Source organism: Pseudomonas sp. 13B_3.2_Bac1, assembly GCF_025466205.1.
Taxonomy (GTDB): Bacteria; Pseudomonadota; Gammaproteobacteria; order Pseudomonadales; family Pseudomonadaceae; genus Aquipseudomonas; species Aquipseudomonas fluorescens_H.
In genome coordinates, this window is record NZ_JANLOG010000016.1 from 52,516 (window position 1) to 76,310 (window position 23,795).

Here is a 23,795-nt window from a genome sequence, read left to right on the forward strand (position 1 = left end):
TGATTTGTCGTGCTGAAACGTCTTGTTTACTGAGAGCAGCCAAAACGTTTCCTGACCAGGCTCTGAAAGGAGTAATCCCATGTACAACTCGCAACTACCAACGGACGGTAGCCAGGCGTCACAAGGAGCTTCCATGAGTCCCCGCGCGAGCAGTTTCGCACCCAGCCCCGAGCGACAAGGCAATGAGCGCATTCGCCTGCTGCTCAAAAGCTTCGGTCTGCGCACCAGCCTGATTCGCCTGAAAGTCATCGACGCCTTGCTGGTCGCCGCGCAAAGCGAACGGCGCCTTGGTGTGCGCGGCGTGCACAGCCAGTTGCTGGACCTGGATATTCCGTTGTCGTTCCTCAGCGTGCGCGAAGTGTTGAAGCGTCTGTGTGCCGAAGGTGTAGTCACCTTCAACCCGGACAAGAGTTACAGCCTGCATCCACAGGCTGCTGCCGTGCTCAATCACGATTGAAGCGTCCCGCGATCGCCGTCAGGGTTTGACCTTGCGGCGCATCACCGCGTTGATCACCACCACGACCACCGCCACACCGATGGCGATGTACTGGAACATCTTCTGACTGATCATCCCGGCGTTCTGTAGCCAGGACAGGCCGAGCATGATCGCCAGCACCGACAGGGCGATCAGGATCGAGTATTTCAAACGTTGCTTCTGAGTCATTGCGGGTTCCTGAAACTTTCAAATGTATCCGGTTTGTATCCGGTTGCATGCCATGCACATACCGTGTTGCGGGGATGGGCCGGGACGAACGCGGTCACATGTTACAGCCGATGAAGAGTTTTGGCTTCATGACGGCGTAACCATGAGGATTTTGAAATGTTCCGTCGAATCACCTGGCTGATTCCCCTCCTTGCCATCCTGACCTTGAGTGGCTGCTTCTTCTTCCCTCACGGAGGCTGGCATGACGACCACCATCGCTACCAGGAAGGTCCCGGTTATTACCATCGATAGAACAGGATTGTTCGCATCTCGGTGTGTCTGAAAGCACCGAAAGAGAAGCGGTAAAAGTCTTTTCAGAGCAAACCATGCCCGCCCGCCAGCGGGCATTTTTATTGGCACGCCGACCGGCCAGTCACGGCGGTTCAACACGCGTATTGATTCACTTAAATACGCTGTAAGTATTTGAAATTTCATGTCGCAGCAAAGCATTGGATGCTGCGACGACTCTGCCTCTAGTCTCTGCAAACTTTCTCGCTCACTGGAACAGGGATGTTTATGCAGAGAACCTTGATCGTAATGGCGCCCGTGCAGACAGTTGGATTCTGCCTGGCCATTACCGCTTTTGAACTGCTCACCTACATGGCCAGCGACATGATCATGCCGGCCATGTTGACGGTCACTGAGGAGTTCAACGCCGATGCCCGTCACGTACCCAATGCGTTCAATCTGTATCTGATCGGCGGCGTGTGCCTGCAATGGCTGATCGGCCCGCTCTCTGATCGTTACGGCAGACGTCGCTCGCTATTGCTCGGCTGTGCGCTGTTTGGCCTGGCGTGCAGCGCCGCGGTCATGACGCAGCGCATTGAAGCGTTCAATGTGCTGCGTCTGATACAAGGCATGGGCCTGGGATTCGTCGTCGCCGTCAGCTACCCGGCGCTGCAGGAAGTATTCTGCGAAGCCGATGCGGTGCGGCTCATGGCACTGCTGGGCAATGTGGCGCTGCTGTCGCCGCTGCTTGGTCCGTTGCTCGGCAGCCTGCTGCTGGAATGGCTGAGCTGGCGGCAGATGTTTCTCGGTCTGGGAGCGGCCAGTGCCGTTGTCTGGCTCGGTCTCTTGGCCTGGATGCCGGAAACGATCGGCGTCACGCGCCGCGACGGCCAACAACAGGCCCCTGCGGCGTTCTCGCTCAGGCAAATCCGTCGGGGTTACTTCGCGTTGCTGCGCAATCGCCGATTCGTCGGCAGCAGTCTGGCGTTGGGCCTGATGAGCCTGCCATTGATAGCCTGGATCGGTCTGGCGCCGGTGTTGCTCATGCAGCGGCTGGAGCTGTCTGCGCTGGAATACGGCGTGTGGCAGATCCCGGTGTTCTCGGCGGTGATCGTCGGCAATCTGCTGCTGGATCGATTGCTCGCCGGGCACACACTGGTTCGGGTGATCGGTCTGGCATTGTGGCCATTCTGTCTCGGACTGCTGACGCTGATCGGCGCGACCCTGAGTCCGACTTCCCTGGCACTGACCGTCGCCGGTCTGGCCATGTATGCGCTGGGGCTGGGCATGAGTAACGCCGCACTGTACCGGCTGGCGCTGTTCTCCAGCCCCGATGGCAAAGGTCTGGTCTCGGCCATGATCGGCATGCTGTCGATTACCGTGATGGGCATCGGCGGTTCGCTCATTGCCATCGTTGGCGGCGGCGACAACCTGCAATCCTTCTGCCTGTGGGCAGCCCTCGGCGGCCTGCTGTGCCTGCCCCTGCTCTACCGTCTTCTGCGCCACAACCCTGCGACACCCGCGGCGCCCAACGCACATCAATAAGGATATTCGATGACTCGATTCCCCCATGGCGACGCGCTCTGCGCATTGCCGAAGCCCTATTGCCCCGACTCCGTTCCCACGGGTCTGTTCAATCAGGCCATGAGCGAAATCACCCGGTTCCACGCTCGCCATACGCCTGGCTACGGCCATTGGCTGAGCGCCCACTCAATCGATGTCGATGATCTCGACACGCTGGACGACTGGTCGCAACTGCCACCGATTTTCGCCAATTTCTTCAAACAACACAGGCTGCTCAGCCCGACTGGCGCGGACGCTCTGGAGCTGACCTCTTCCGGCACCAGCGGGCAGAAAAGTCGCATGCGCTATGACGCCCGCAGCCTCGGCGCAGCGCAGTTCATGGTCGAGCGGATATTCGCGCAGTACGGCTGGATAACACCGCACGCACCGTGCAACTACTTGCTGCTGAGCTACGAGCCAGAACAGAACAACACCCTGGGCACGTCCTTTACCGATCAGTTCCTGTGCGGCTTTGCTCCCGCCAATCGGGTGGTTTACGCCTTGCGTCGTAACGGCGACGGTCACCAGTTTGATCTGTTCGGTGTGATCGCGGCCCTGCAGGCATTTGCCGAAGAAGGCCTGCCGGTGCGTATTTTCGGCTTCCCGGCGTTTCTCTGGGAGACCCTGCAACGCATGCGCGCCACGGATGTGGCGGATGTGCAGTTGCCGGCAGGTTCCCTGGCATTTTTCGGCGGTGGCTGGAAAACCCGTGCCGCCGAAGAAGTCCCCAAGCAAGCGTTGTACGCGCGCATCCAGCAACAGCTGGGCATCAATACCCGGGACTGTCGCGACGGCTATGGCGCCGTCGAACACGCGGTGCCTTACATCGAATGCGCCCATCATCGCTTTCACGTCCCGGTCTACGCGAAAGTTTACGTGCGCAGCCCCGTGGACTTTTCAGTTCTGCCCTATGGGCAATCCGGGCTGTTGAGTCTGGTCTCACCCTACATTTCCTCAAGCCCGGCCCACGCGGTGGTCATGAGCGACCTGGCGACGCTGCATCCTGGAACAAGCTGCGGTTGCGGTCTGGCGAGCGACTGGTTCCACCTGCATGGCCGCGCCGGCACCGCAGCCGCCAGAAGCTGCGCCATGGCTGCTTCCGAACTGCTGGGGAGGCACTGACATGTACTTGATCAACGGAAAGCTGCACACCGACTGCAACCTCGAAAGCGCCTTGCAGCAACTTCACCTGGAGCTGCCCGATCGGCTGCAGACACCCCTTGAAATCAGCACGCTGCTCGCAACTGCCGAGGCATTCGCCAAACGCCTGCAACGTGAAGAGCCGGAACTGCCACTTGATGCCGGACAACGCCAGGCCCTGATCGATTTCTGCCAGCCCGCCACGCTGCAAACCAAGCTTGATCGCGAGCTCGGCCTGCAACCCGACTCTCTGCGCCGCATCGACTATCGCCAGTCGCGTTTCGAACGCTGGAGCCCATTGGGCCTTGTGGTGCACATCACGCCCGCCAATGCGCCGTTGCTGGCGTTTTGTGCGGTGATCGAGAGTCTGCTGAGCGGTAACGTCAACTGGCTGCGCCCCAGCAGCAGCGACGGCGGCTTTACCGCACGCTTGCTCCAGGCGTTTCTCGACTGCGACCCGAGCGGGCGACTCAACGGTCACGTGGCAGTCCTGCCGACGAGTACCGGACAAATCGGCCAACTGTGCAAGCACGCCAACGGCGTCGCGGCCTGGGGTGGCGAAACCGCGCTGCAAGCCATTCGCCAACAGGTGCCGCCAGGCTGTCGCTGGATCGACTGGGGGCACCGCATCAGCTTCGCCTATCTGACCCCGGACGCGGTCTCGCCCGCCGTACTCGATGCCATCGTCGATGAGGTCTGCCGCCTCGATCAGCAAGCCTGCTCCAGCCCGCAATGGTTGCTGGTGGACAGTGACGATGCAGCGGTGTTGAGCGACATCGGTGCACAACTGGCCGTCGCGTTCGAGCGTCGCGCCGGGCAGTGGCCGGCCCTCACACCGACGCTTGAAGAGGCTTCGCAAATCACCACCTGTACGGCAATGGCGCGGCTGGCCCAGAGTTTTGCCGGGCATACCGGCCGGGTCTGGAGCACGCCGGGGTGGCGCGTGATCTGGAGCCATGACCGCCAGCTCGAACCTTCGGCGCTGTTTCGCAGCCTGTTGCTCAAGCCCCTGCCCCGCGAGCTGCTGACCGCGACGTTGCTGCCGTGGCGCAACGTGCTGCAAAGCTGTGCCCTGCTGTGCCCGGAGACGCAGATCGCCGAGCTTTCGCAGACACTGATCGCCGCCGGTGTTACCCGCATCGTGCCGATCGCCGCCATCCACGATGGCTACGACGGCGAACCCCATGACGGCGTCTACGCCTTGCAGCGTCTGAGCCGCCGAGTGTCGGTCAGCCTGACGCCGAACTCACTGGCGCACCACGCCACGCTGGATCGCCAGCCATCGCCACCGCCCTTGGCCGGCGTGCCGATCATGGACAAGGACACGTTCATCGACCGACCGCCGCACCCGCAGGCGCAGCTGTATTTTCGCTCCGGGGGCAGCAGTGGCACCCCCGTGCTTTCGGGTTTCAGTTACGACGATTTCCAGCGTCAGATGCGTGCCGCCGCCGATGGCTTGCTGGCAGCCGGCCTGGCCCCGACACGGGACCGCGTGATGAACCTGTTCTTCAGCGGCGGGCTGTACGGCGGCTTCTCCAGTTTTGCCAAGGTGCTGGAGCAACTGCAAGCCCGGCACTGGCCAATGAGCGCGCCAGCGGATGACGATTACCGGGAGATCGCGCAGATGATCGAGCAACAGCAGATCACCGTGCTGATCGGCATGCCCGCCACCCTGCACCGGCTGTTCCTCAACGAACAGCAAACATTGCGGCGCTATGGCGGCATCGAAAAAGTCTTTCTCGGCGGCGAACACCTCAGTGAGCCAACCCGCGAATTGCTGCAGAGCTGCGGTGTGAGCCTGATCCGCTCGGCGATTTACGGCAGCGTCGATGCCGGCCCCATCGGCCATGCCTGCCAGGCCACGACAGATGGCGCGTTTCACCTGATGAGCGAGATTCAGCATCTGGAAATCGTCGATTTCGATCAGGACACGCCAGTCAGTAATGGCGAACCCGGGCGTTTGCTGGTGACCACTCGGGCACGTCAGGGCCAGTCCGTGCAGCGCTATGACATCGGTGACAGCGGGCGCTGGCTCCCCGGCCCGTGCGCCTGCGGCCTGACTTCGCCGCGCTTTGAACTGCTGCAACGCCACGGCAAGCTGCTGCGCATCGGCACCGACTTCATTTCGCTGGCGACGCTGGCGCAGCACCTGCAGGCGCCGTTTCAACTGGTCCTCGATCACGGCCCGGATGGCCTGGAACGCATGCGCCTGCGCTGCCCGCTGGCACCGGAACAGGCTCGGCAACAACTGCAGAATTACCTGACGCTGACCACGCTGATGCAAAGCGGATTGCTCGCGCTGGAGGTCGAGCAATGTGCAATCGAGCAGTTCGCTCGAAACAGGCACAGCGGCAAGACGCCGACAGTGATTGATACGCGCCGCTGACAGCAGAGACCTGCACGCGGCCACCCGCCACTTTTATAAGAAAAAACCATGAACACGACCGTTGAATTGAACGACTTGCTCGGCTACGTCCGCCGACATTCCGCGTATTACCGCGAACACCTCAAGGCAGTCGCAATGCCCATCAGCGCCTTGAGCGAACTGCCCGAGATTGACCCTGAGCAATACTGGCTAGGTAGCCAGAATCCGCAGCAATGGCCGGTGCTGACAGGCTCGCTGAACGATGCGCTGATCTTCAAGACCGGAGGCACCACTGGCGCGGGCAAACTGTCGCTATTTACCCGCGCAGAATGGCAAACCCTGGTACACGATTTCGGCAGCCACCTCACGGCGCAACTGAACCCCGGGGACCGGGTTGCCAACCTGTTTTTCGTCGGTGATCTGTATGCCAGTTTCATATTCGTCCACGACGCCCTGGCCCATGTCGAGACAGCCGTCAGCGAGTTTCCCTTCACCGGAGCCGTCGACAGCGCGGTACTGGTCGACTCGATCGTTGCCTACCAGATCAATGTGCTGGCTGGCATACCGGCACAACTGTTGAAACTGGCCGCTTGGCTTGAGCGTCAGTCACATGTGCTGGAGGGTGTCGAAACCCTGCTCTACGGCGGTGAAAGCCTGTTCGCCGCGCAACTGCAATTGCTCCATCGGGTGTTCCCGAACGCGCGTATCGCCTCCATCGGCTACGCCAGCGTCGATGCCGGGCTGATCGGCATCAGTGCCCGCGATTGCGCCTTGGGCGAACACCGGATGCTGGAGCGGCACAATCGGCTGGAGATCATCGATGAAGTGAGCGGTGAGGTCATCGAAGAATGCAACCGCAACGGCAGGCTGGTGGTGACCAACCTCACCCGTCGCCTGATGCCGGTGATCCGCTACCCCGTCGGCGACCTGGCGTGCTGGCGCGAACCAAGCGGAACCCCGATGCGCAAATTCGCCCTGATGGGGCGCAGCATGAGCAGCCAGCGCGTTCGAGTAGGTGTACTGAGCCTGGACACGGCTGATATTGGCGATCTGGTGCAAAGGGTCGGCACCAGCGACAACTGGCAACTGGTCATCGAACAACACGGGAAAAAAGACCTGCTGAGCCTGCGCTGGGTGCCGGGTACGCTAACGCCTGACATTTCCCTGACGACCTCAAGACTGCGCCGTGCGCTGATCGACCAATACCCGCTGATCGGGACTCTGCACAACGATCAGTTGCTCGATCTGCACGTCATCGCTTGTGCAGGCGATGAACTGACTTGTCATCCACGTTCCGGCAAGCGTCAGCGGGTCGTCGACCGGCGCGATTATGAAAACCCGCGCCCGAGGCGAGAATGATGGACACGGTAACCCTGCGACGCTACCGCATCGCTGACGCACCGGCCGTCAGTCGCCTGTTCGAGGAAGTCTACGGCGATCATTACCCTCAACCGCACGTGTATCTGCCCTGCATGATCAGCCAGAACCACAACGACGGCCGCTGGCACTCGCTGGTAGCGGTGGTGAACGAGAAAATCTGCGGGCACGCCACGTTGTTTCGCCAGTCTGGCAGAAGCTTTCTTGCGGAACTGGCACTGACGGTGGTGCACCCGGACACTCGCGGGCAAAACATCGCCACACAGTTGGGCCAGCAGTTATTGATTCATGCACAGGCGCTTGATTGCCAGGGCGTCACGATCAAACAGGTCACGCACCATCCCTACACACAGCGCATGGCCGCCGGTCTTGGGTTCCACAGCATTGGACTGTTGCCGGACTACGCACCCTCTCCGTTCGGCGGGCCGGGGCGTGAGACGATCGTTGTCGGCCACCGCACCATAGACGGCTATCGTCGCCCGCTGCCGGCACTGGCCTGGCCGCAGGATTGCCGGGAATTGATGTCGCATCTGGAATCAGCTTTCGGGACCAGCGATAAAGCCGTGCCGTGGAAAGGTCCGAGGGTGCATTTCGAACGCGCATTGGGGCGTTATGACATGGTGCTCAAAGAGCTCGATGACAGCTTGCTCAAGCAAGTGGTGCAACTGCCAGCGCACTGGCTGATTTCGATCCGGCTCAGACTCGCCCAAGGGTTTTCCAGCTCACTGCAAAAACTCGCGGCTGCAGGTTTCGCCTTCACCGGGATTGTCCCCGATGAACACAGCGAAGGCTGGCTGGCGCTGTTTCATCGCGGCTGTCAGCCGTCCACGCTGACGTTGCACTGCCCGCACATGCAGCGTTTGCAGGATCATATTCGGCAGACCGGCGAAGTGTTTCAGGGCTAGAAACGAAAACGGCCCACCCAGCGTATGGGTGGGCCGTTTTTGATCGGCTTATGCCTTGGCTTTGACGCCTTGGTCCACAGGCTTCGGCGCGTTGCCTTCACCGTAGGTTTTCAGGTTCTGCAGCACGTAGATCGCCTTTTTGTATTCGGGGATCAGGTTCTTGCCGTACGCATTGCCATTGAGGCCATTGGTCTGGATCGCGTCGAGCTGGGTGGCGAAATACTCCAGCGCATTGAATTTGGCATCGACGTCTTTGGTCACGCCGAACCGGTCGAACTTGTCGCCGGCGTTCATCAACGTAAAGGACGTGATCTCCGAAATCAGCCCGCGGCCACGCAGGAATGCACTCAGATTGCCCAGTTGCTTGACCGAGGTGTTCGCCGGATCGAAGCCCTTGATGTTCTTGCGCAGGCCCTGCTTGTCCATTTCAGCGGTGTTCAGCGCGTTCGGATCGTTGCCGACCATGGTCAGCATCTGTTGCACCTTGACGCTCTGCGCCACCTGCTTTTTCGCGCCTGTATTGCGAACCAGCACCCCTGCCTTGCTCTCCCAGCCGCCGACAATGCCGATCGTCATGAGAAGACTCCCTGTGAAATAACCATGAAATGTCCTTGCTGGACCACTCGAATGCCGGGAAGTATCTACCGGCCCAGTGATGGCACCAACCCTTTTAGTGCGGTCGCTTACAATTTCTGTACATTCTAGATACAAATCGCCAGACGTTCACTGTGACGCGGCTTCATGGCAGTTTGACGATAGCTGCCGATTCCTTTTTCACCCCGATTGACGTGCCGGTGAATTCATTTGTATCGAGGTCGATACGCCCTTCTGTCAGCCCATCGCTTTCTTGCACGAAAGTACCTAAAGCTTCGCCGTTCGCCGACGATACGCTGGTGTAATCCCGCCGTTTTTCCCTCGACCCACAATAAAAAATCGCAGCTCAAGGACCGGTATCCATGCCCGCATTCCGCACCATTCAGGCTCGCTACACGCTGTTTCTGGTTCTGTTCATCCTGCTGCTGTCGGTGCTGACTGTGGTCGGTATCAGCCAACTGGTCGCGCCCAAGCTTCGCCAGACTGAAGAACAGGTAGTGCTCAATCGCATCGCCGAAGTCGCCGAACAGATTCAGGGCGAGTTGAACAAAGTGCAGTCACAGCAGCGCAGCATTACCCAGACCATTCCGCTGCTCGACAGCGCGGCCATCGATACGGTGCTGCCGGGGTTGGTGGATCAATACGGCGAGCAGAAAGTTTTCGGTGGCGGGATCTGGCCATTGCCGGGCCAGCGCGAGGCCGGGCGCAACAAATTCAGCACCTTCTGGCACCGCGACGCCTCGGGCAAACTGGCGGTCAACACTTTCTGGAACAGCGACGCCGCCCCCAACTACTACGACCAGAGCTGGTACAAGGGCGGCATGCAGACCCCGCGCGGCCAGTGCGCCTGGGCTGCGGCCTATAAGGATGATGCGAGCGCCGAACCGCGCACCAACTGCGCCATGGCGATCCAGAAAAACGGCGCGGCATGGGGCGTATCGACCATCGACGTGACGCTGGGCTTCTTCAATGATCTGGTGGCGCGCAAGGAAAAAGACCTGAACGCCGAAATGCTGATCGTCGAGGCCGACGGCAAGATCATCAGCAACAGCTCGCGCATCAGCGGCCCGATCGTGCTGAAGAACATCAGTGAACTCGCCGCCAGCTCGACCTTCGCCAGTCAGGTCAAGGCCGGCCTGCAGAACCGTGAGCAGGCGCAACGCGTCGAGTTCGACAACAACGGTGAAGCCAGCACCTTCTTCATGCGCCCGATCGAGGGCACGCCGTGGTTCCTCGCCACCGCCCTGCCGACCAAGATGCTCACCGCCCAGCGCGACGACGTGCTCAGCAGCCTGAGCCTGTTGCAGATTCCGCTGGTGATCCTGCTGGTGCTGTTGCAGGTCTACGCGATCCGCCAACTGGTTTCGCGGATGAAAGCCCTCAAGGCCAACATCGACTCGCTGTCCAGCGGCGATGCCGACCTGACCCGCCGCATCACCATCCGCGCCGAAGACGAACTGGGCGCCATCGGCCACTCGGTCAACACCTTTATTGCCTACCTGCAGAACATGATTGGTGAAGTGACGCAGGCCACCGGCGCCATGGCCTCGAGCCTCGATGACCTGCAGCGTACGTCGGCCAACACCAGCCAGATCCTGCTGCGCCATGCTTCGGAGACTGATCAGACCGTCACCGCCATCACCGAGATGAGCTCGACCGCCGAAAGCGTTGCGCAGAACGCGGCTGAAACCGCAGCGTTCACCCAGCGCGCCAACGAAAACGCCGACCGTTCGCGGGTGGTGGTCGGGGAAGCGACCAACAGTGTGGTGGCCTTGATCGACGAGGTGGCCAGTGCCACCCAGAAAGTCGAAAACATGCAGCAGGACGCGCAGCGCATCACCGAAATTCTCGGGGTGATCGGCGCGATTGCCGGGCAGACCAACCTGCTGGCACTCAACGCTGCTATTGAAGCCGCGCGCGCCGGTGAACAGGGTCGCGGCTTTGCCGTAGTGGCCGATGAAGTCCGCGCCCTCGCCGCCCGCACCCAGGCCAGCACCTCGGAAATCAACGAGATGTTGACCCGACTGACACAGGGCGTGAGTTCGTCGGTCGCCGCCATGGAAAACACGCAGGCCAGTTGCCAGTCCGCCGCTGACGCCACGGCCCGGGTCAACTCGGGCCTGGATGAAATGGCCGGTTCGGTCAGCCACATCAACAGCCTCAGCACCCAGATCGCCACCGCTGCCGAACAACAAAGCGCGGTGACCGAAGAGATCAACCGCAGCATGGTACAGATCCGCCACATGGTCGAAGAACTGGTGCACAGCGGCCAGGCCAGCGAACGCAATACCCGTCAGTTGCTCGAAGCCAACAACCGGGTGAGCGCGATCATGGGGCGGTTCAAAGTCCGTTGATTCCGCTACCAGTCTATTGTGGCGAGGGAGCTTGCTCCCGCTGGGTCGCGAAGCGGCCCCAACTCTGGCAGCGCAATAAACAGGAAGCCGAAATTGGCCGATTGGCGACTGCTACGCAGCCGAGCGGGAGCAAGCTCCCTCGCCACAGAGCGCGTCTCCATTCCGCCTGACAGATTTGTAATCTCCCGCTCAGCAGGCTGTCAGGCTTGATCCATGATCATCCTGCCAGCCTGCCTTGTATCAACTTGAAACACTCCGTTGATGCCCGGCAGGATAATCCGGTCAAAATACTTTCCTTTTTGACCGTCATCCTTGTCGAGAGCCCACCATGCGAACCTCCCTGCGACTGGCCGCCCTCAGCGCCCTGCTCCTTTCCTCCCTGGCCCAGGCCGCCGAGCTGATCCCGATCGAAGTGCATCGCGACGCCAATTGCGGCTGCTGCAAGAAATGGATCAGCCATCTCGAAGCCAACGGCTTCAAAGTCGAAGATCACGTCGAAAGCGACATGAGCAGCTTCAAGCAGCAACACGGCGTGCCACCGCGCCTCGGCTCGTGCCATACCGCGCTGATCAACGGCAAGTTCGTCGAAGGCCATGTGCCGGCTGAACAAGTGCTGGCCCTGAGCAAGCGCGACGATCTGCTGGGTATCGCCGCTCCGGGTATGCCCATGGGGTCACCGGGCATGGAAATGGACGGCATGAGCGATGCCTATCAAGTGATCGGCCTGAAAAAGGACGGCACGGATGTGGTGGTGGCGGATTACCCGGGCCACTGATGGCTGCCGGTTACGTCGGGCTGTTCGCGGCGGCGTTCGGCGCTGCGACGCTGTTGCCGCTGCAATCCGAAGCGCTGCTGGTTGGTCTGATCGCCAGTGACCGGTACTGGCTCTGGGGCCTGCTGGGCGTGGCGACACTGGGCAATGTCCTCGGTTCGCTGGTCAACTGGTGGCTGGGACGCGGCCTCGAACGCTTTCAGAATCGACGCTGGTTTCCCGTCAACGCCAGACACATGGCCACCGCGCGCAAACATTATGAGCGCTACGGACATTGGTCGCTGCTGCTGAGTTGGCTACCGGTGATAGGCGATCCGCTGACCCTGATCGCCGGCGTCATGCGCGAACCGCTCGGGCGCTTTCTGCTGATCGTCACGCTGGCCAAAGCTGCGCGCTACGCCGTGGTGGCGATGCTGACCCTGGGCTGGCTCGGTTGAACATTCACGCCACGGCGTTGCCTGTGGTTAACGTCGCCCTAATCCGGGCGTTCCAGCATCGGTCGATTTCCATGGAGTTTGCCCTTATGTCCGTCACGCTCACACGCTGGCTGCCCGCCCTGTTCCTCAGCGCAGCGCTGCCGCTATTGGCCCAGGCGGCCGTGCCCGGCGAAGCGGCGCCCGACAACGCCCCGAACGACGCCCCGACCTATGGACCGGAACTGCAAGGTTTCCAATACCCCTACACACTCAAGCACTTTGCCTTTGAGTCACAGGGCAAATCCCTGCAGATGGGCTACATGGACGTTGCCGCCCAAGGCAAGGCCAACGGTCGCACCGTGGTGCTGATGCACGGCAAGAACTTTTGCGCCGCCACCTGGGACAGTTCGATCAAGGCCTTGAGCGAGGCCGGTTACCGGGTCGTCGCGCCGGATCAGATCGGCTTCTGCACCTCCAGCAAACCTGACAACTATCAATACAGTTTCCAGCAGCTGGCGACCAACACTCATCGCCTGCTCAAGACGCTCGGCATCCAGAAAGCCTCGCTGCTCGGCCACTCCACCGGCGGCATGCTCGCCACGCGCTATGCGCTGCTGTTCCCGGATCAGGTCGAACAACTGGCGCTGGTCAATCCGATCGGTCTGGAAGACTGGAAAGCCCTTGGCGTGCCCTATCGCACCGTTGATCAGTGGTATCAGCGCGAACTGAAAGTCACCGCCCAAGGCATTCGCGACTATGAGCGCACCACCTATTACGACGGCCGCTGGAAACCCGAATTCGACCGTTGGGTCGACATGCTCGCCGGCCTGAGCAACGGCCCGGGGAAAACCCGGGTGGCGTGGAACTCGGCGCTGATCTACGACATGATTTTCACCCAGCCGGTGTACTACGAGTTCAAGGACCTGAAGATGCCGACCCTGTTGCTGATCGGCACCTCTGATACCACGGCCATTGGCAAGGATCTCGCTTCCCCCGAGGTCAAGGCGAAAATCGGTCACTATGACGTGCTCGGCAAGCAGGTCGCCAAGCGGATCCCACAGTCGACGCTAGTGGAATTCCCCGGCCTGGGCCACGCGCCGCAGATGGAAGAACCGGCAAAATTTCATCAGGCCTTGCTCGGCTGGCTGAACAATTCCAATCCCGTTCGTTGATGAGGTAAGGCTGATGGCGGTGCAGATTGCAGTGATTGATGACTGGCAGGACGTGGCACGGGGTGTGGTCAACTGGTCGGTGCTCGACAGCATCGGCGAAGTCAGCTTCGTGCATGACTACCCGGCGGACAACGCCGTGCTGGCCGAACGACTGGGCAAGTACCAGGTGATCTGCGTGATGCGCGAGCGCACGCGTTTCGACCAGGATCTGCTGCAGCGCCTGCCGAACCTCAAGCTACTGGTCACCGGCGGCATGCGCAACGCGGCGCTGGATATGCAGGCGGCCGCCGGCCTCGGCATCAAGGTCTGCGGCACCGACAGCTACAAGCATGCGGCACCGGAACTGACCTGGGCACTGATCATGGCCGCCACGCGCAACCTGGTGAATGAAGCCAACTCCTTGCGCGCCGGTGGCTGGCAGCAAGGGCTGGGCGGCGACTTGCATGGCAAGACCCTGGGCATCCTCGGTCTTGGCAGCATCGGTCAGAAGGTCGCGCAATTCGGTCAGGTGTTCGGCATGCGCGTGATTGCCTGGAGCGAAAACCTCACCGCCGAGCGCGCGCAGCAGGCCGGCGTGACCTACGTCAGCAAGCAGGAATTGTTCGAGCAGGCCGACGTGCTCTCGGTGCACCTGGTACTCAGCGAGCGCAGCCGCGGGTTGGTCGATGCGCAGGCGCTGGACTGGATGAAAAACACCGCGCTGCTGATCAACACCGCGCGCGGGCCGATCGTCGATGAAGCGGCGCTGATCAAGGCATTGCAGAAACACAAGATCGCCGGGGCGGCGCTGGATGTGTTCGATCAGGAGCCGCTGCCTGAGCTGCACCCGTTTCGCACACTGGAGAATGTGCTGGCCACGCCGCATGTGGGGTATGTGAGTCGGCAGAACTATGAACAGTTCTTTGCGCAGATGATCGAGGATATTCAGGCTTGGGCGGCGGGGAGCCCGCTGCGCCTGTTGAATTGATCGTCAGTGCTGGATGGCGGCGGCCCGACTGACGCCTTCGCGAGCAAGCCCGCTCCCACATTGGAAATGCGTCGTACACAAATCAACTGTGGGAGCGGGCTTGCTCGCGAAGAGGCCTTAATAGACAACACATCAACAAACTGCCCGCACCACAACAGTGCAACCTCCTTCCCCCGCTAGCACAGAAACGTGACCGACCAGTCACCGTTTTGGCCCTTCCATAGAAAAAAACCTGCACTTCGTCGGTGCGTTCAGCCCTGCACACCACGTCTTTCAATGCCTGCAAACCGATTGTCGAACAATTTACCCATTTGCTCTCGCCCGCTCTAGGATCTGGCCTAGACTGATTTTCGCGGGGTTAGACCAGTCGGTCACTGCACGCAAAAAAAGTCGAAACTTTTGCGTGAAGCGGCTGGTCATCTGCAACACAGGGGCAACGTGACTGGTGCAATCCTTGCAACGCCCCCTCCACCCATTCTGCTTGCGCGTGTTGGGTAGCGTTTGCTCACCGATGCGTGGCGCGTTTGCGCCCGGCCACAGGATTTGGCCACAGCTTGTTCGATACAAGAATCAGATCAACGACACGGGAGATTCATATGATCAGTGCGGCATTGGATATTCAGGGAGAGCGTGCTCAGCAGTCGGTTGGCGAATCGAGCACGGTGAGTCTTCCCGGCAGCCGGTCGATCAACGTCCCGGGCACCAAAACGCTGACGCCGGTCGCCAGCCAGAATCCCAACAAGAAGAAAGTGTTGTTCGTGACCTCGGAAATCGCCGATCTGGTGAAGACCGGTGGTCTGGGTGACGTCTCCGCCGCCCTGCCCCGCGCCATGGCGCACCTGCACGATGTGCGCGTGTTGATCCCCGGTTATCCGCAGGTGATGCACAGCGAGAACCCGATCCATATCATCGGCGAACTTGGCGGCCATGCCGCATTGCCTCCGTGCAAGATCGGGCGCATGGACATGCCGGACGGGCTGGTGATCTACGTGCTGATCTGCCCCGAACTGTATGAGCGTGAAGGCTCGCCGTACGGTGCCAACAACGGCCGCGACTGGCCGGACAACCATATTCGTTTCGCCCGCCTGGGCCTGGCCGCTGCCGACATCGCCGCCAACCTCGCACAAATTCACTGGTGCCCGGATCTGGTGCACGCCCACGACTGGCCGGCCGGCCTGGCCCCTGCTTATATGCACTGGCGCGGGCAGCGCACGCCGACCTTGTTTACCATTCACAACCTGGCTTATCAAGGCGTGACCAGCCTCGGCTCGTGCCCGGAACTCGGCATCCCGACCCATGCCCTGCAACAGGAAGGCATGGAGTTCTACGGCAAAATGTCGTTCCTCAAGGCCGGCATGGCCTATTCGAGCCACATCACCACGGTCAGCGCGACGTATGCGCAGGAAATCACCACCCCGGATTTCGGCTGCGGTCTCGACGGCTTTCTCGCCGCCAAGACCCAGCAAGGCTTGCTCAGCGGCATTCCCAACGGCATCGACGAGAGTTGGGACGCGGCCACTGATCCGCACCTGTTTGCGCCGTTCGCCATCGGCGACTGGGAAGGCAAAGCCGTCAACGCCGCCCATGTGCGTGAACTGTTTGGCTTGAAAGATTCCAGCGGCCCCCTGTTTGCCGTGGTCTCGCGTCTGGTTTATCAGAAAGGCCTGGACCTGACCCAGGCAGTCTCCGAGTACATCGTGCAGAACGGCGGCCAGATCGCGATCATCGGCCGTGGCGAGCCGGAAGAAGAACAGGCCATGCGCGAGCTGGCGCTGCGCTTTCCCGGGCAGATCGGCGTGCGCATCGGCTTCAATGAGACCGATGCCCGGCGCATGTTCGCCGGCAGTGATTTCCTGCTGATGCCGTCGCGTTATGAGCCCTGCGGCCTGAGCCAGATGTACGCCCAGCGTTTCGGCTCGCTGCCGGTGGCGCGCAACACTGGCGGCCTGGCCGACACCATCGAAAACGGCGTCACCGGTTTCCTCTTCGACGAATCCACTGTCGAGAGCTACCGCGAAGCCCTGAGCCGCGCGTTCAAGGTATTCGCCTTCCCCGACTTGCTCAATGCCATGCGCTGCCGGGCGATGGCCGCGCCGTTCAACTGGTGCAAAGCGGTCGAACCCTATGCCGAGCTCTACGAACAACTGGTCGCCAAGGCGCTGGGTAAAGCCGGCCACAAATAACTCACGGAGCTTTTCACGATGCCGTTACGGACCCAAGAAAACTGGCCCCACGGCGCGATCATGCAGGACGCCGAACACACTCAGTTTGCGCTGTGGGCACCGGATGCGTTTTACGTCAGTGTCGAACTTGAAGATGGCCAGTCCTTGCCGATGTTACCGCAGGCCGATGGATGGTTCGTGATCAAGACCCGGTGCCCGGCGGGCACCCGTTACCGCTTCAACATCGATGGCGAACTGGAGGTGCCCGACCCGGCCTCCCGTGCTCAGGACGGCGACATTGACGGCTACAGCGTGGTGGTCGATCCGCTGGCTTATCAATGGCGCCACACCACCTGGCATGGTCGGCCGTGGAGCGAAGCGGTGATTTACGAGTTGCACGTCGGTGCACTCGGCGGCTTTGCCGAAGTCGAACAGCATCTGGCGCGCCTCGCCGAACTGGGCATCACCGCCATCGAATTGATGCCGCTGGCGCAATTCCCCGGCACCCGCAACTGGGGCTACGACGGCGTGCTGCCCTTCGTTCCGCAAGCCTCCTATGGCACCCCGGAACAGCTCAAGCACCTGATCGACAGCGCTCATGGCCATGGTCTGGCGGTGATTCTCGACGTGGTCTACAACCACTTCGGCCCCGACGGCAATTTCCTTGGCCGCTACGCCAAGGGCTTTTTCCGCGAAGACAAACAGACCCCGTGGGGCGCGGCAATCGATTTTCGCCGTGATGAAGTTCGCGAGTTCTTCATCGAAAACGCGCTGATGTGGCTGTTTGAATATCGCTTCGATGGCCTGCGTCTGGACGCGGTGCATGCGATAGAAAGTCCGGACTTCCTGCCCGAACTCGCCCAGCGTATTCGTCAGCAGACTGATCCGGCTCGCCACGTCTGGCTGACCGTGGAGAACGAGCTCAACCAGTCGAGCCTGCTCGAATACGACTACGACGCGCAATGGAACGATGACGGCCACAACGCCTTGCATGTGCTGCTGACCGGCGAAACCGACGCCTATTACGCCGACTACGCGCTGCAACCTACGGAACAACTGACGCGCTGTCTGAGCCAGGGTTTCGTGTTCCAGGGCCATATCACCCGCCACGGCGAACCCCGGGGCGAACCGAGCGAACACCTGCCTTCCACCGCTTTCGTGCTGTTCCTGCAGAATCACGACCAGATTGGCAACCGTGCCTTCGGTGAGCGCCTGCATCACCTCGCCGATCCACGGGCACTGCGGGCTGCCACGGTACTGTTGCTGCTGTCGCCGATGATCCCGCTGATGTTCATGGGCGATGAATACGCCGCCGAGCAACCGTTTCTGTTCTTCACCAGCCACCACGGCGAACTCGCCGAATTGGTGCGCGAAGGACGTCGCAACGAGTTTTCCGGGTTCGCCGCGTTTACCGATCCGCATAAACGCGAGCAGATTCCCGACCCGAATGCCGAGGAGACCTTCCACGCCTCGCAGCCCCGACTGATTGGCAGCGGCACCGCAAAACAGCAGGAAACCCTCGCGCTGTACCGGCAACTGCTGCAATTGCGCCACCGCTACATCATTCCCAATCTGTCCGGCACCCAGGCGCTGGGCGCGCACATGCTCGGCTTCGGCGCGGTCACTGCGCGCTGGCGCCTGGGCGATGGCAGTCAGCTGCGAATTGACCTGAACCTCAGCGATACGCCAGTGGTCAACCCTGCACAGACCGACGCCGTGTGGTTGTTTCAGCAGCCGCCTGCAGACGATCTGTCGGAACCGGGCATCCTCGCCCCGTATTGCGCGCTTGTCAGCCTCACGGCCGCAACCCCCTTGCAACCTCTGGATGGAGAGCGCCTATGAGCGATGCGCAACTGGAAATACTCGCAAGCCGCGCCGGCCTTGCCGTCGACTGGATCGACGCCAACGGCCGTCCGCAGAAAGTCGCCCCGGCAGTACTGCGCAATGTCCTCACCGGCCTGGGCCATCCGGCCAATACCGCCCAGGAAATCGACGCCAGCCTGTTGCAACTGCAACAGGTGCAGCAGGATCGCCACCTGCCCCCCCTGCTGACCGCAGACGTTGGCGTCGGCGTTGATCTGGCCCGCTACTTCGAACCTGAAACCCCGTGCGAAATCCATCTGGAAGACGGCTCGCGGCTGCACCTCAAGCTCGACGCCGAAGCCGTGCTGCCGGGGCTGATCCCGGTCGGCTATCAACAGGTGCACATCGCCGATCAGTATTTCACCCTGGCCGTGGCGCCGGAGCGTTGCTTCAGCGTTGGCGATGCGGTGGACAATCCGATCCCCCGTGTGTGGGGCCTGAGCGCGCAACTGTACGGTCTGCGCCGCCCCGGCGACGGCGGTTTCGGCGACACCCAGGCATTGGAAGAGCTGGCCCGGGTGGCCGGCGAACGCGGCGCCGATGCGCTGGCGATCAGTCCGTTGCATGCGATGTTCAGCGCCGATACCGGGCGCTACAGCCCCTATTCGCCGTCCAGCCGGCTGTTCCTCAATTCCCTGTATGCCGCACCGGGCGCGATACTTGGCGAACGGGCGTTGCGCGATGCGATCGACGCCAGCGGTCTGGCCGAGCAATTCAGGCAACTGGAAGACCTCAAACTGATCGATTGGCCTGCCGCCGCCGATGCCAAGTACAAATTGCTGCAAGCCTTGTACGACGGTTTTGTCGCGGGCGAGCATCCGTTGCATGCCGACTTCGCCAGTTTCCGCCATGCCGGTGGTGAAGCGCTGGAAAATCACTGCCGCTTCGAAGCCATTCAGGAAATGCGTGCCGACCGTGGCGAAAGCCTCGACTGGCGGCAGTGGCCGGAGCACTGGCACGAACCGCGTGGCGCCGCCCTCGAAGCGTTTGCCGAAGAATACGCCGAGCGCATCGGCTACTTCGCCTTTTGCCAATGGCTGATCCATCGTTGCCTGGAGCGTGCACAAACCGCTGCGCGCGGCGCCGGCATGCGCATCGGCCTGATCGCTGATCTGGCAGTCGGTGCCGACGGCGCTGGCAGCCAGGCGTGGAGCTTTCAGGACGAACTGCTTGCCTCGCTCACCGTCGGTGCGCCGCCGGATATTCTCAACCGCTCCGGTCAGGGTTGGGGGATTTCCGCGTTCTCCCCCGAAGGCCTGATTCGCAACGGCTTTCGCGCTTTCATCGACATGTTGCGCGCCAACTTCGCCCATGCCGGCGGGCTGCGCATCGACCATGTGATGGGCCTGCAACGCCTGTGGGTGATCCCCAACGGCGCGGCGCCGGCTGACGGTGCCTACCTGTATTACCCGGTGGACGATCTGTTGCGGCTGCTGACCCTCGAATCCCATCGGCACCAGGCCATTGTCCTCGGTGAAGACCTCGGCACCGTGCCCGACGGCCTGCGGGAAAAACTCAGTGCGCGCTCGATACTCGGCATGCGTGTGCTGCTGTTCGAACAGGACAACACCCGTTTCAAACCGATTCTCGACTGGCCGGATAATGCCCTGGCGACCACCACGACCCACGACCTGCCGACGCTCAACGGCTGGTGGCATGGCCGCGACATCGACTGGAACTCGCGTTTGGGCTTCGTCGATGCCAACGGTGAAATCGAATGGCGCCGTCATCGTCAGCGTGAACGCGAAGGCCTGCGCGGTGCGCTGAGTCAGGACCCGCAGAACTTTCGCGAAGAGTCCCACGAAGCCGATCAAGTGGTGGATGCCAGCGTGCGCTTCCTCGGTCATACCCGCGCGCCGCTGGTGCTGCTGCCACTGGAGGACGCGCTGGGCATCGACGAACAGGCCAACCTGCCCGGCACCATCGACAGCCACCCGAACTGGTCGCGGCGCCTGCCCGGCAACAGCGAAGCGTTGCTCGATGGCGTCGATGCTGCGCGGCGTCTGGAACTGCTGGCGTGCGCCCGCCTGCAAGCTGCCGAGCGTGACCAATGAACCAGACGCTCATCCAGCCACTGCGCGCGACCCTGCGCCTGCAATTTCACAAGGGCTTCACCCTGGAACAGGCAGTGCCGCTGGTGCCGTACTTTGCCCGCCTCGGCATCAGCCACGTTTATGCCTCGCCGCTGCTCGCGGCCCGCGCCGGTTCGATGCACGGCTACGACGTGGTCGACCCGACGCAAGTCAACCCGGAGCTCGGCGGCGAGCCGGCGCTGCGGCGTCTGGTCAGCACCCTGCGCGAACACAACATGGGGCTGATCCTCGACATCGTCTCCAACCACATGGCCGTCGGCGGCAGCGATAACCCGTGGTGGCTCGATCTGCTGGAATGGGGCCGACTGAGTCCTTACGGCGAGTTCTTCGACATCCAATGGCACTCGCCGGACCCGTTGATGGAAGGCCAGTTGCTGCTGCCGTTTCTTGGCAGCGATTACGGCATCGCCCTGCAGGAAGGCACGCTGAAACTGCACTTCGAGGCGCAGCAAGGACGCTTCCACGTCGAGCATTACGACCACCACTTCCCGATCTGCCCGAATGACTACGGCGAGCTGTTAAAACCAGTCGAGGCGCTGAAATCCCTGGCCGATCGTTTCAGTACCCTCAGCTACCAGACCGACGCTCATGCGTTGGCGATGCCGCTCAAGGAAGAACTGAAAGCGCTGGCGAGCGATCCGCAGATCCTCGCCGCGATCGAGGAAAGTCTCGCGCATTACGACTCCACCACCGCAGAAGGCTTCGACAAGCTGCACCAGCTGCTTGAGCGCCAAAGCTACCGTCTCGCCAGTTGGCGCACCGCAGCGGATGACATCAACTGGCGGCGCTTTTTCGACATCAACGAACTCGGCGGCCTGCGCGTCGAACGCCCGGCCGTGTTCGAAGCGACCCACGGCAAGATCTTCCAGCTGATTAGCGAGGGGCTGGTCGACGGTTTGCGCATCGACCACATCGACGGCCTCGCCGATCCGCGTGGCTACTGCCGAAAACTGCGGCGGCGCCTCGACTTTCTCGCGCCGGGCCGGCACTTGCCGATCTACGTCGAGAAGATTCTCGGCGCCGGCGAAACCCTGCGCACCGACTGGGCGGTGGATGGCAGCACGGGTTACGAGTTCATGAATCAACTGTCGTTGCTGCAACATGATCCCGATGGTGAATACGTGCTCGGCGATCTATGGCAACGGCGCACCGAGCGCCCGGCGGCATTTATCGAAGAAGCGCAACTGGCACGCCAGCAGATCCTCAACGGCTCGCTGGCCAGCGACTGCGAAAGCGTTGCCCAGGCGCTGCTGCAAGTGGCGCGCGACGATTTGATGACACGTGACCTGACCCTCGGCGCGATCCGTCGGGTGTTGCAGGCGCTGATCGTGCATTTCCCGGTGTATCGCACTTACATCAGCGCGCTCGGTCGCTCGGCGCAGGATGAACAGTTCTTCCAGCAAGCCATGGACGGCGCGCGGCAGACGCTGGGCGAAGGCGACTGGCCGGTGCTCGACTGCGTGGCGGCCTGGCTCGGTGGCACGCCCTGGCGGCACAAGCCGCGCGGGCGCTCGCGCAAGATCCTCAAGCATGCCTGCGTACGTTTCCAGCAACTGACTTCGCCGGCAGCGGCCAAAGCCGTGGAAGACACCGCGCTGTATCGCTCGGCGGTGCTGCTGTCGCGCAATGACGTCGGCTACAACACCGAGCAGTTCAGCGCACCGGTCAGCGACTTCCATGCGGTCAATCAGCAACGGCTGGCGGCGTTCCCCGACAACCTGCTGGCCACTGCGACCCACGATCACAAACGCGGCGAGGACACCCGCGCCCGCCTGGCGATTCTCAGCGAACGCAGCCACTGGTACGCCGAGCAGGTCGAGTTGTGGCGCGCCCTCGCCCGGCCGTTGCGCGACGATGATCAGGTGCCGTCGTCCGGCGATGAACTGATCCTTTATCAGGCGCTGCTGGGCAGTTGGCCGCTGCAATTGCGTGACGACGATCAGTCAGGTTTCAGCGAGTACGCCGAGCGCATCTGGCAGTGGCAACAGAAAGCCCTGCGCGAAGCCAAGCTGCAAAGCAGCTGGAGTGCGCCCAACGAGGCCTACGAAAACGCAGCGCAGACGTTCACCCAACGACTGCTCACCGGTGCAGAAGGCGAGCTGCTGCGCGCCGCGCTGAGCAAGACGGTCAACAGCATTGCTGCGGCCGGCGCCCTCAACAGTCTGGCGCAAACCTTGCTGCGCATGACCGTGCCGGGGGTGCCGGATCTGTATCAGGGCAACGAGTTCTGGGACTTCAGTCTGGTCGATCCGGACAACCGCCGGCCGGTGGATTACGCCGCGCGCGAGCAGGCCCTGGACGGACACGCGCCGCTTGAGGAACTGCTGGCGAACTGGCGTGACGGGCGCATCAAGCAAGCGTTGATCGCCCAGGTGTTGAACCTGCGCGCCGCACACGCCGAGCTGTTTCGCCGGGGCACCTATCAGGCCCTGGAGGTGCTGGGCGAGCAGGCGCACAACGTGCTCGCATTCGCCCGTGAGCACGAGGGCGACTACGCCATCGTGATCGTGCCGATCCGCTGCGCGACGTTGCTGGAAAACAGTGCCGTGCCGCAGGTGGATGCGCTGCGCTGGGGCGATACGCGAGTGGTTTTACCGTTCGCCGCCTCTGACACAAACCTGAAGGGACTTTTTCACAGCCGCGCAGTCACAAAAAACAGGGAGCTGAACGTCAGCGCCGCGCTGGGGGATTTCCCGGTCAATCTGTTTATCCAACTCTTTACGTAACGACGAGTTCAGTTCAGGAGCATTGCGATGAGTACCGACGATAAACGCATCCGCGAGTTTGCCTATCAGATCTGGGAATCCGAGGGCAAACCTGAAGGTCATGAAGCGCGTCATTGGGAAATGGCGCGCAAACTGGCCGAAGCCGAGGCTCTGGCGCCGAAGAAGTCGCCCAAAGCCGCTGGCAGCAAAGCCGCCGGCAAAGGCCCCGACAGCAAGGCCCCGGCGGCCAAGCCGAAGCCTCCGGCGGCGGCCAAAGCCAAACCGGCGAGCGCCGCCAAAGTCGTACCGCCGGGTGAAAAGCCCGCCGAGAAAAAGCCGCGCGTCCCACGCAAGCCCCCGGCCAACTGACCCACCCGGAATATTGAACTGAATCACCGTGTGGCGAGTTCGCTCGC

At 61.8% G+C, this 23,795-nt stretch carries 17 protein-coding genes and 2 pseudogenes; 17 read left to right on the forward strand and 2 right to left on the reverse strand.

What is annotated here, in order from left to right; all coding sequences use genetic code 11:
* The first annotated feature begins 79 nt into the window (after positions 1-79).
* Entirely contained in the window at positions 80-457 is a 378-nt protein-coding gene (locus NTD85_RS02825; RefSeq protein ID WP_045122427.1) for a fe2+ zn2+ uptake regulation protein, read from the forward strand.
* An 18-nt stretch (positions 458-475) separates the two neighbouring features.
* On the opposite strand, the gene NTD85_RS02830 is transcribed toward NTD85_RS02825, so the two are convergent.
* Complete coding sequence (locus NTD85_RS02830) at positions 476-664, reverse strand: hypothetical protein (RefSeq protein ID WP_003224577.1); 189 nt, start codon at positions 662-664, stop codon at positions 476-478.
* Between the two features lie 555 nt (positions 665-1,219).
* Between NTD85_RS02830 and NTD85_RS02835 the strand changes: the two genes are divergently transcribed.
* The 5 genes from NTD85_RS02835 to NTD85_RS02855 are packed head-to-tail and all read left to right on the forward strand — an operon-like array spanning position 1,220 to position 8,281.
* Positions 1,220-2,476: an MFS transporter gene (locus NTD85_RS02835; protein ID WP_262141394.1), complete on the forward strand. Its 1,257-nt coding sequence runs from the start codon at positions 1,220-1,222 to the stop codon at positions 2,474-2,476.
* Positions 2,477-2,485: 9 nt separating this feature from the next.
* Positions 2,486-3,616 carry an acyl-protein synthase gene (locus NTD85_RS02840; RefSeq protein WP_262141373.1) on the forward strand — a complete coding sequence of 377 codons (1,131 nt, stop codon included), beginning with the start codon at positions 2,486-2,488 and terminating at the stop codon, positions 3,614-3,616.
* A gap of 1 nt (position 3,617) precedes the next feature.
* A complete protein-coding gene (locus tag NTD85_RS02845; protein ID WP_262141374.1) occupies positions 3,618-6,020 on the forward strand; it encodes an aldehyde dehydrogenase family protein in 2,403 nt (800 codons plus the stop codon).
* A gap of 48 nt (positions 6,021-6,068) precedes the next feature.
* Entirely contained in the window at positions 6,069-7,358 is a 1,290-nt protein-coding gene (locus tag NTD85_RS02850; RefSeq protein ID WP_262141375.1) for a phenylacetate--CoA ligase family protein, read from the forward strand.
* Positions 7,358-8,281, forward strand: a complete 924-nt coding sequence (locus tag NTD85_RS02855) for a GNAT family N-acetyltransferase (protein ID WP_262141376.1) — start codon at positions 7,358-7,360, stop codon at positions 8,279-8,281. Before NTD85_RS02850 ends, NTD85_RS02855 begins: the two co-directional genes overlap by 1 nt.
* 48 nt (positions 8,282-8,329) lie before the next feature.
* Here the strand turns inward: NTD85_RS02855 and NTD85_RS02860 are convergent, their stop codons facing one another.
* Positions 8,330-8,857 (reverse strand): hypothetical protein, encoded by a 528-nt coding sequence (locus NTD85_RS02860; RefSeq protein ID WP_003224565.1) that lies wholly within the window; start codon positions 8,855-8,857, stop codon positions 8,330-8,332.
* A gap of 380 nt (positions 8,858-9,237) precedes the next feature.
* Here NTD85_RS02860 and NTD85_RS27700 point away from each other — a divergent pair.
* The 11 genes and pseudogenes from NTD85_RS27700 to NTD85_RS02910 form a co-directional block, all read left to right on the forward strand.
* Positions 9,238-10,368, forward strand: a pseudogene (locus NTD85_RS27700) (cache and HAMP domain-containing protein); the annotation flags it as partial.
* A gap of 333 nt (positions 10,369-10,701) precedes the next feature.
* Positions 10,702-11,229: pseudogene (locus tag NTD85_RS27705) on the forward strand (methyl-accepting chemotaxis protein); the annotation flags it as partial.
* A gap of 328 nt (positions 11,230-11,557) precedes the next feature.
* Positions 11,558-12,004 carry a DUF411 domain-containing protein gene (locus NTD85_RS02870; RefSeq protein ID WP_262141378.1) on the forward strand — a complete coding sequence of 149 codons (447 nt, stop codon included), beginning with the start codon at positions 11,558-11,560 and terminating at the stop codon, positions 12,002-12,004.
* Positions 12,004-12,438 (forward strand): YqaA family protein, encoded by a 435-nt coding sequence (locus tag NTD85_RS02875; RefSeq protein WP_262141379.1) that lies wholly within the window; start codon positions 12,004-12,006, stop codon positions 12,436-12,438. The genes NTD85_RS02870 and NTD85_RS02875 overlap by 1 nt, the downstream gene beginning before the upstream one ends.
* Positions 12,439-12,524: 86 nt before the next feature.
* Positions 12,525-13,589, forward strand: a complete 1,065-nt coding sequence (locus tag NTD85_RS02880; RefSeq protein ID WP_262141380.1) for an alpha/beta fold hydrolase — start codon at positions 12,525-12,527, stop codon at positions 13,587-13,589.
* A 13-nt stretch (positions 13,590-13,602) separates the two neighbouring features.
* Complete coding sequence (locus tag NTD85_RS02885; RefSeq protein WP_262141381.1) at positions 13,603-14,556, forward strand: D-2-hydroxyacid dehydrogenase family protein; 954 nt, start codon at positions 13,603-13,605, stop codon at positions 14,554-14,556.
* A 596-nt stretch (positions 14,557-15,152) separates the two neighbouring features.
* On the forward strand, positions 15,153-16,739 hold the full coding sequence (gene glgA, locus NTD85_RS02890) for a glycogen synthase GlgA (RefSeq protein ID WP_262141382.1): 1,587 nt from the start codon (positions 15,153-15,155) through the stop codon (positions 16,737-16,739).
* 18 nt (positions 16,740-16,757) lie between these two features.
* The gene (treZ, locus tag NTD85_RS02895; RefSeq protein WP_262141383.1) at positions 16,758-18,560 is read left to right on the forward strand and encodes a malto-oligosyltrehalose trehalohydrolase; all 1,803 of its coding nucleotides are present in this window, start codon (positions 16,758-16,760) and stop codon (positions 18,558-18,560) included.
* Positions 18,557-20,635 (forward strand): 4-alpha-glucanotransferase, encoded by a 2,079-nt coding sequence (malQ, locus tag NTD85_RS02900; RefSeq protein WP_262141384.1) that lies wholly within the window; start codon positions 18,557-18,559, stop codon positions 20,633-20,635. The genes treZ and malQ overlap by 4 nt, the downstream gene beginning before the upstream one ends.
* Positions 20,632-23,400, forward strand: coding sequence for a malto-oligosyltrehalose synthase (locus NTD85_RS02905; RefSeq protein ID WP_262141385.1), 2,769 nt, complete (start codon positions 20,632-20,634; stop codon positions 23,398-23,400). The genes malQ and NTD85_RS02905 overlap by 4 nt, the downstream gene beginning before the upstream one ends.
* A 27-nt stretch (positions 23,401-23,427) precedes the next feature.
* Positions 23,428-23,748 carry a DUF2934 domain-containing protein gene (locus NTD85_RS02910; protein WP_262141386.1) on the forward strand — a complete coding sequence of 107 codons (321 nt, stop codon included), beginning with the start codon at positions 23,428-23,430 and terminating at the stop codon, positions 23,746-23,748.
* Positions 23,749-23,795: the final 47 nt, after the last annotated feature.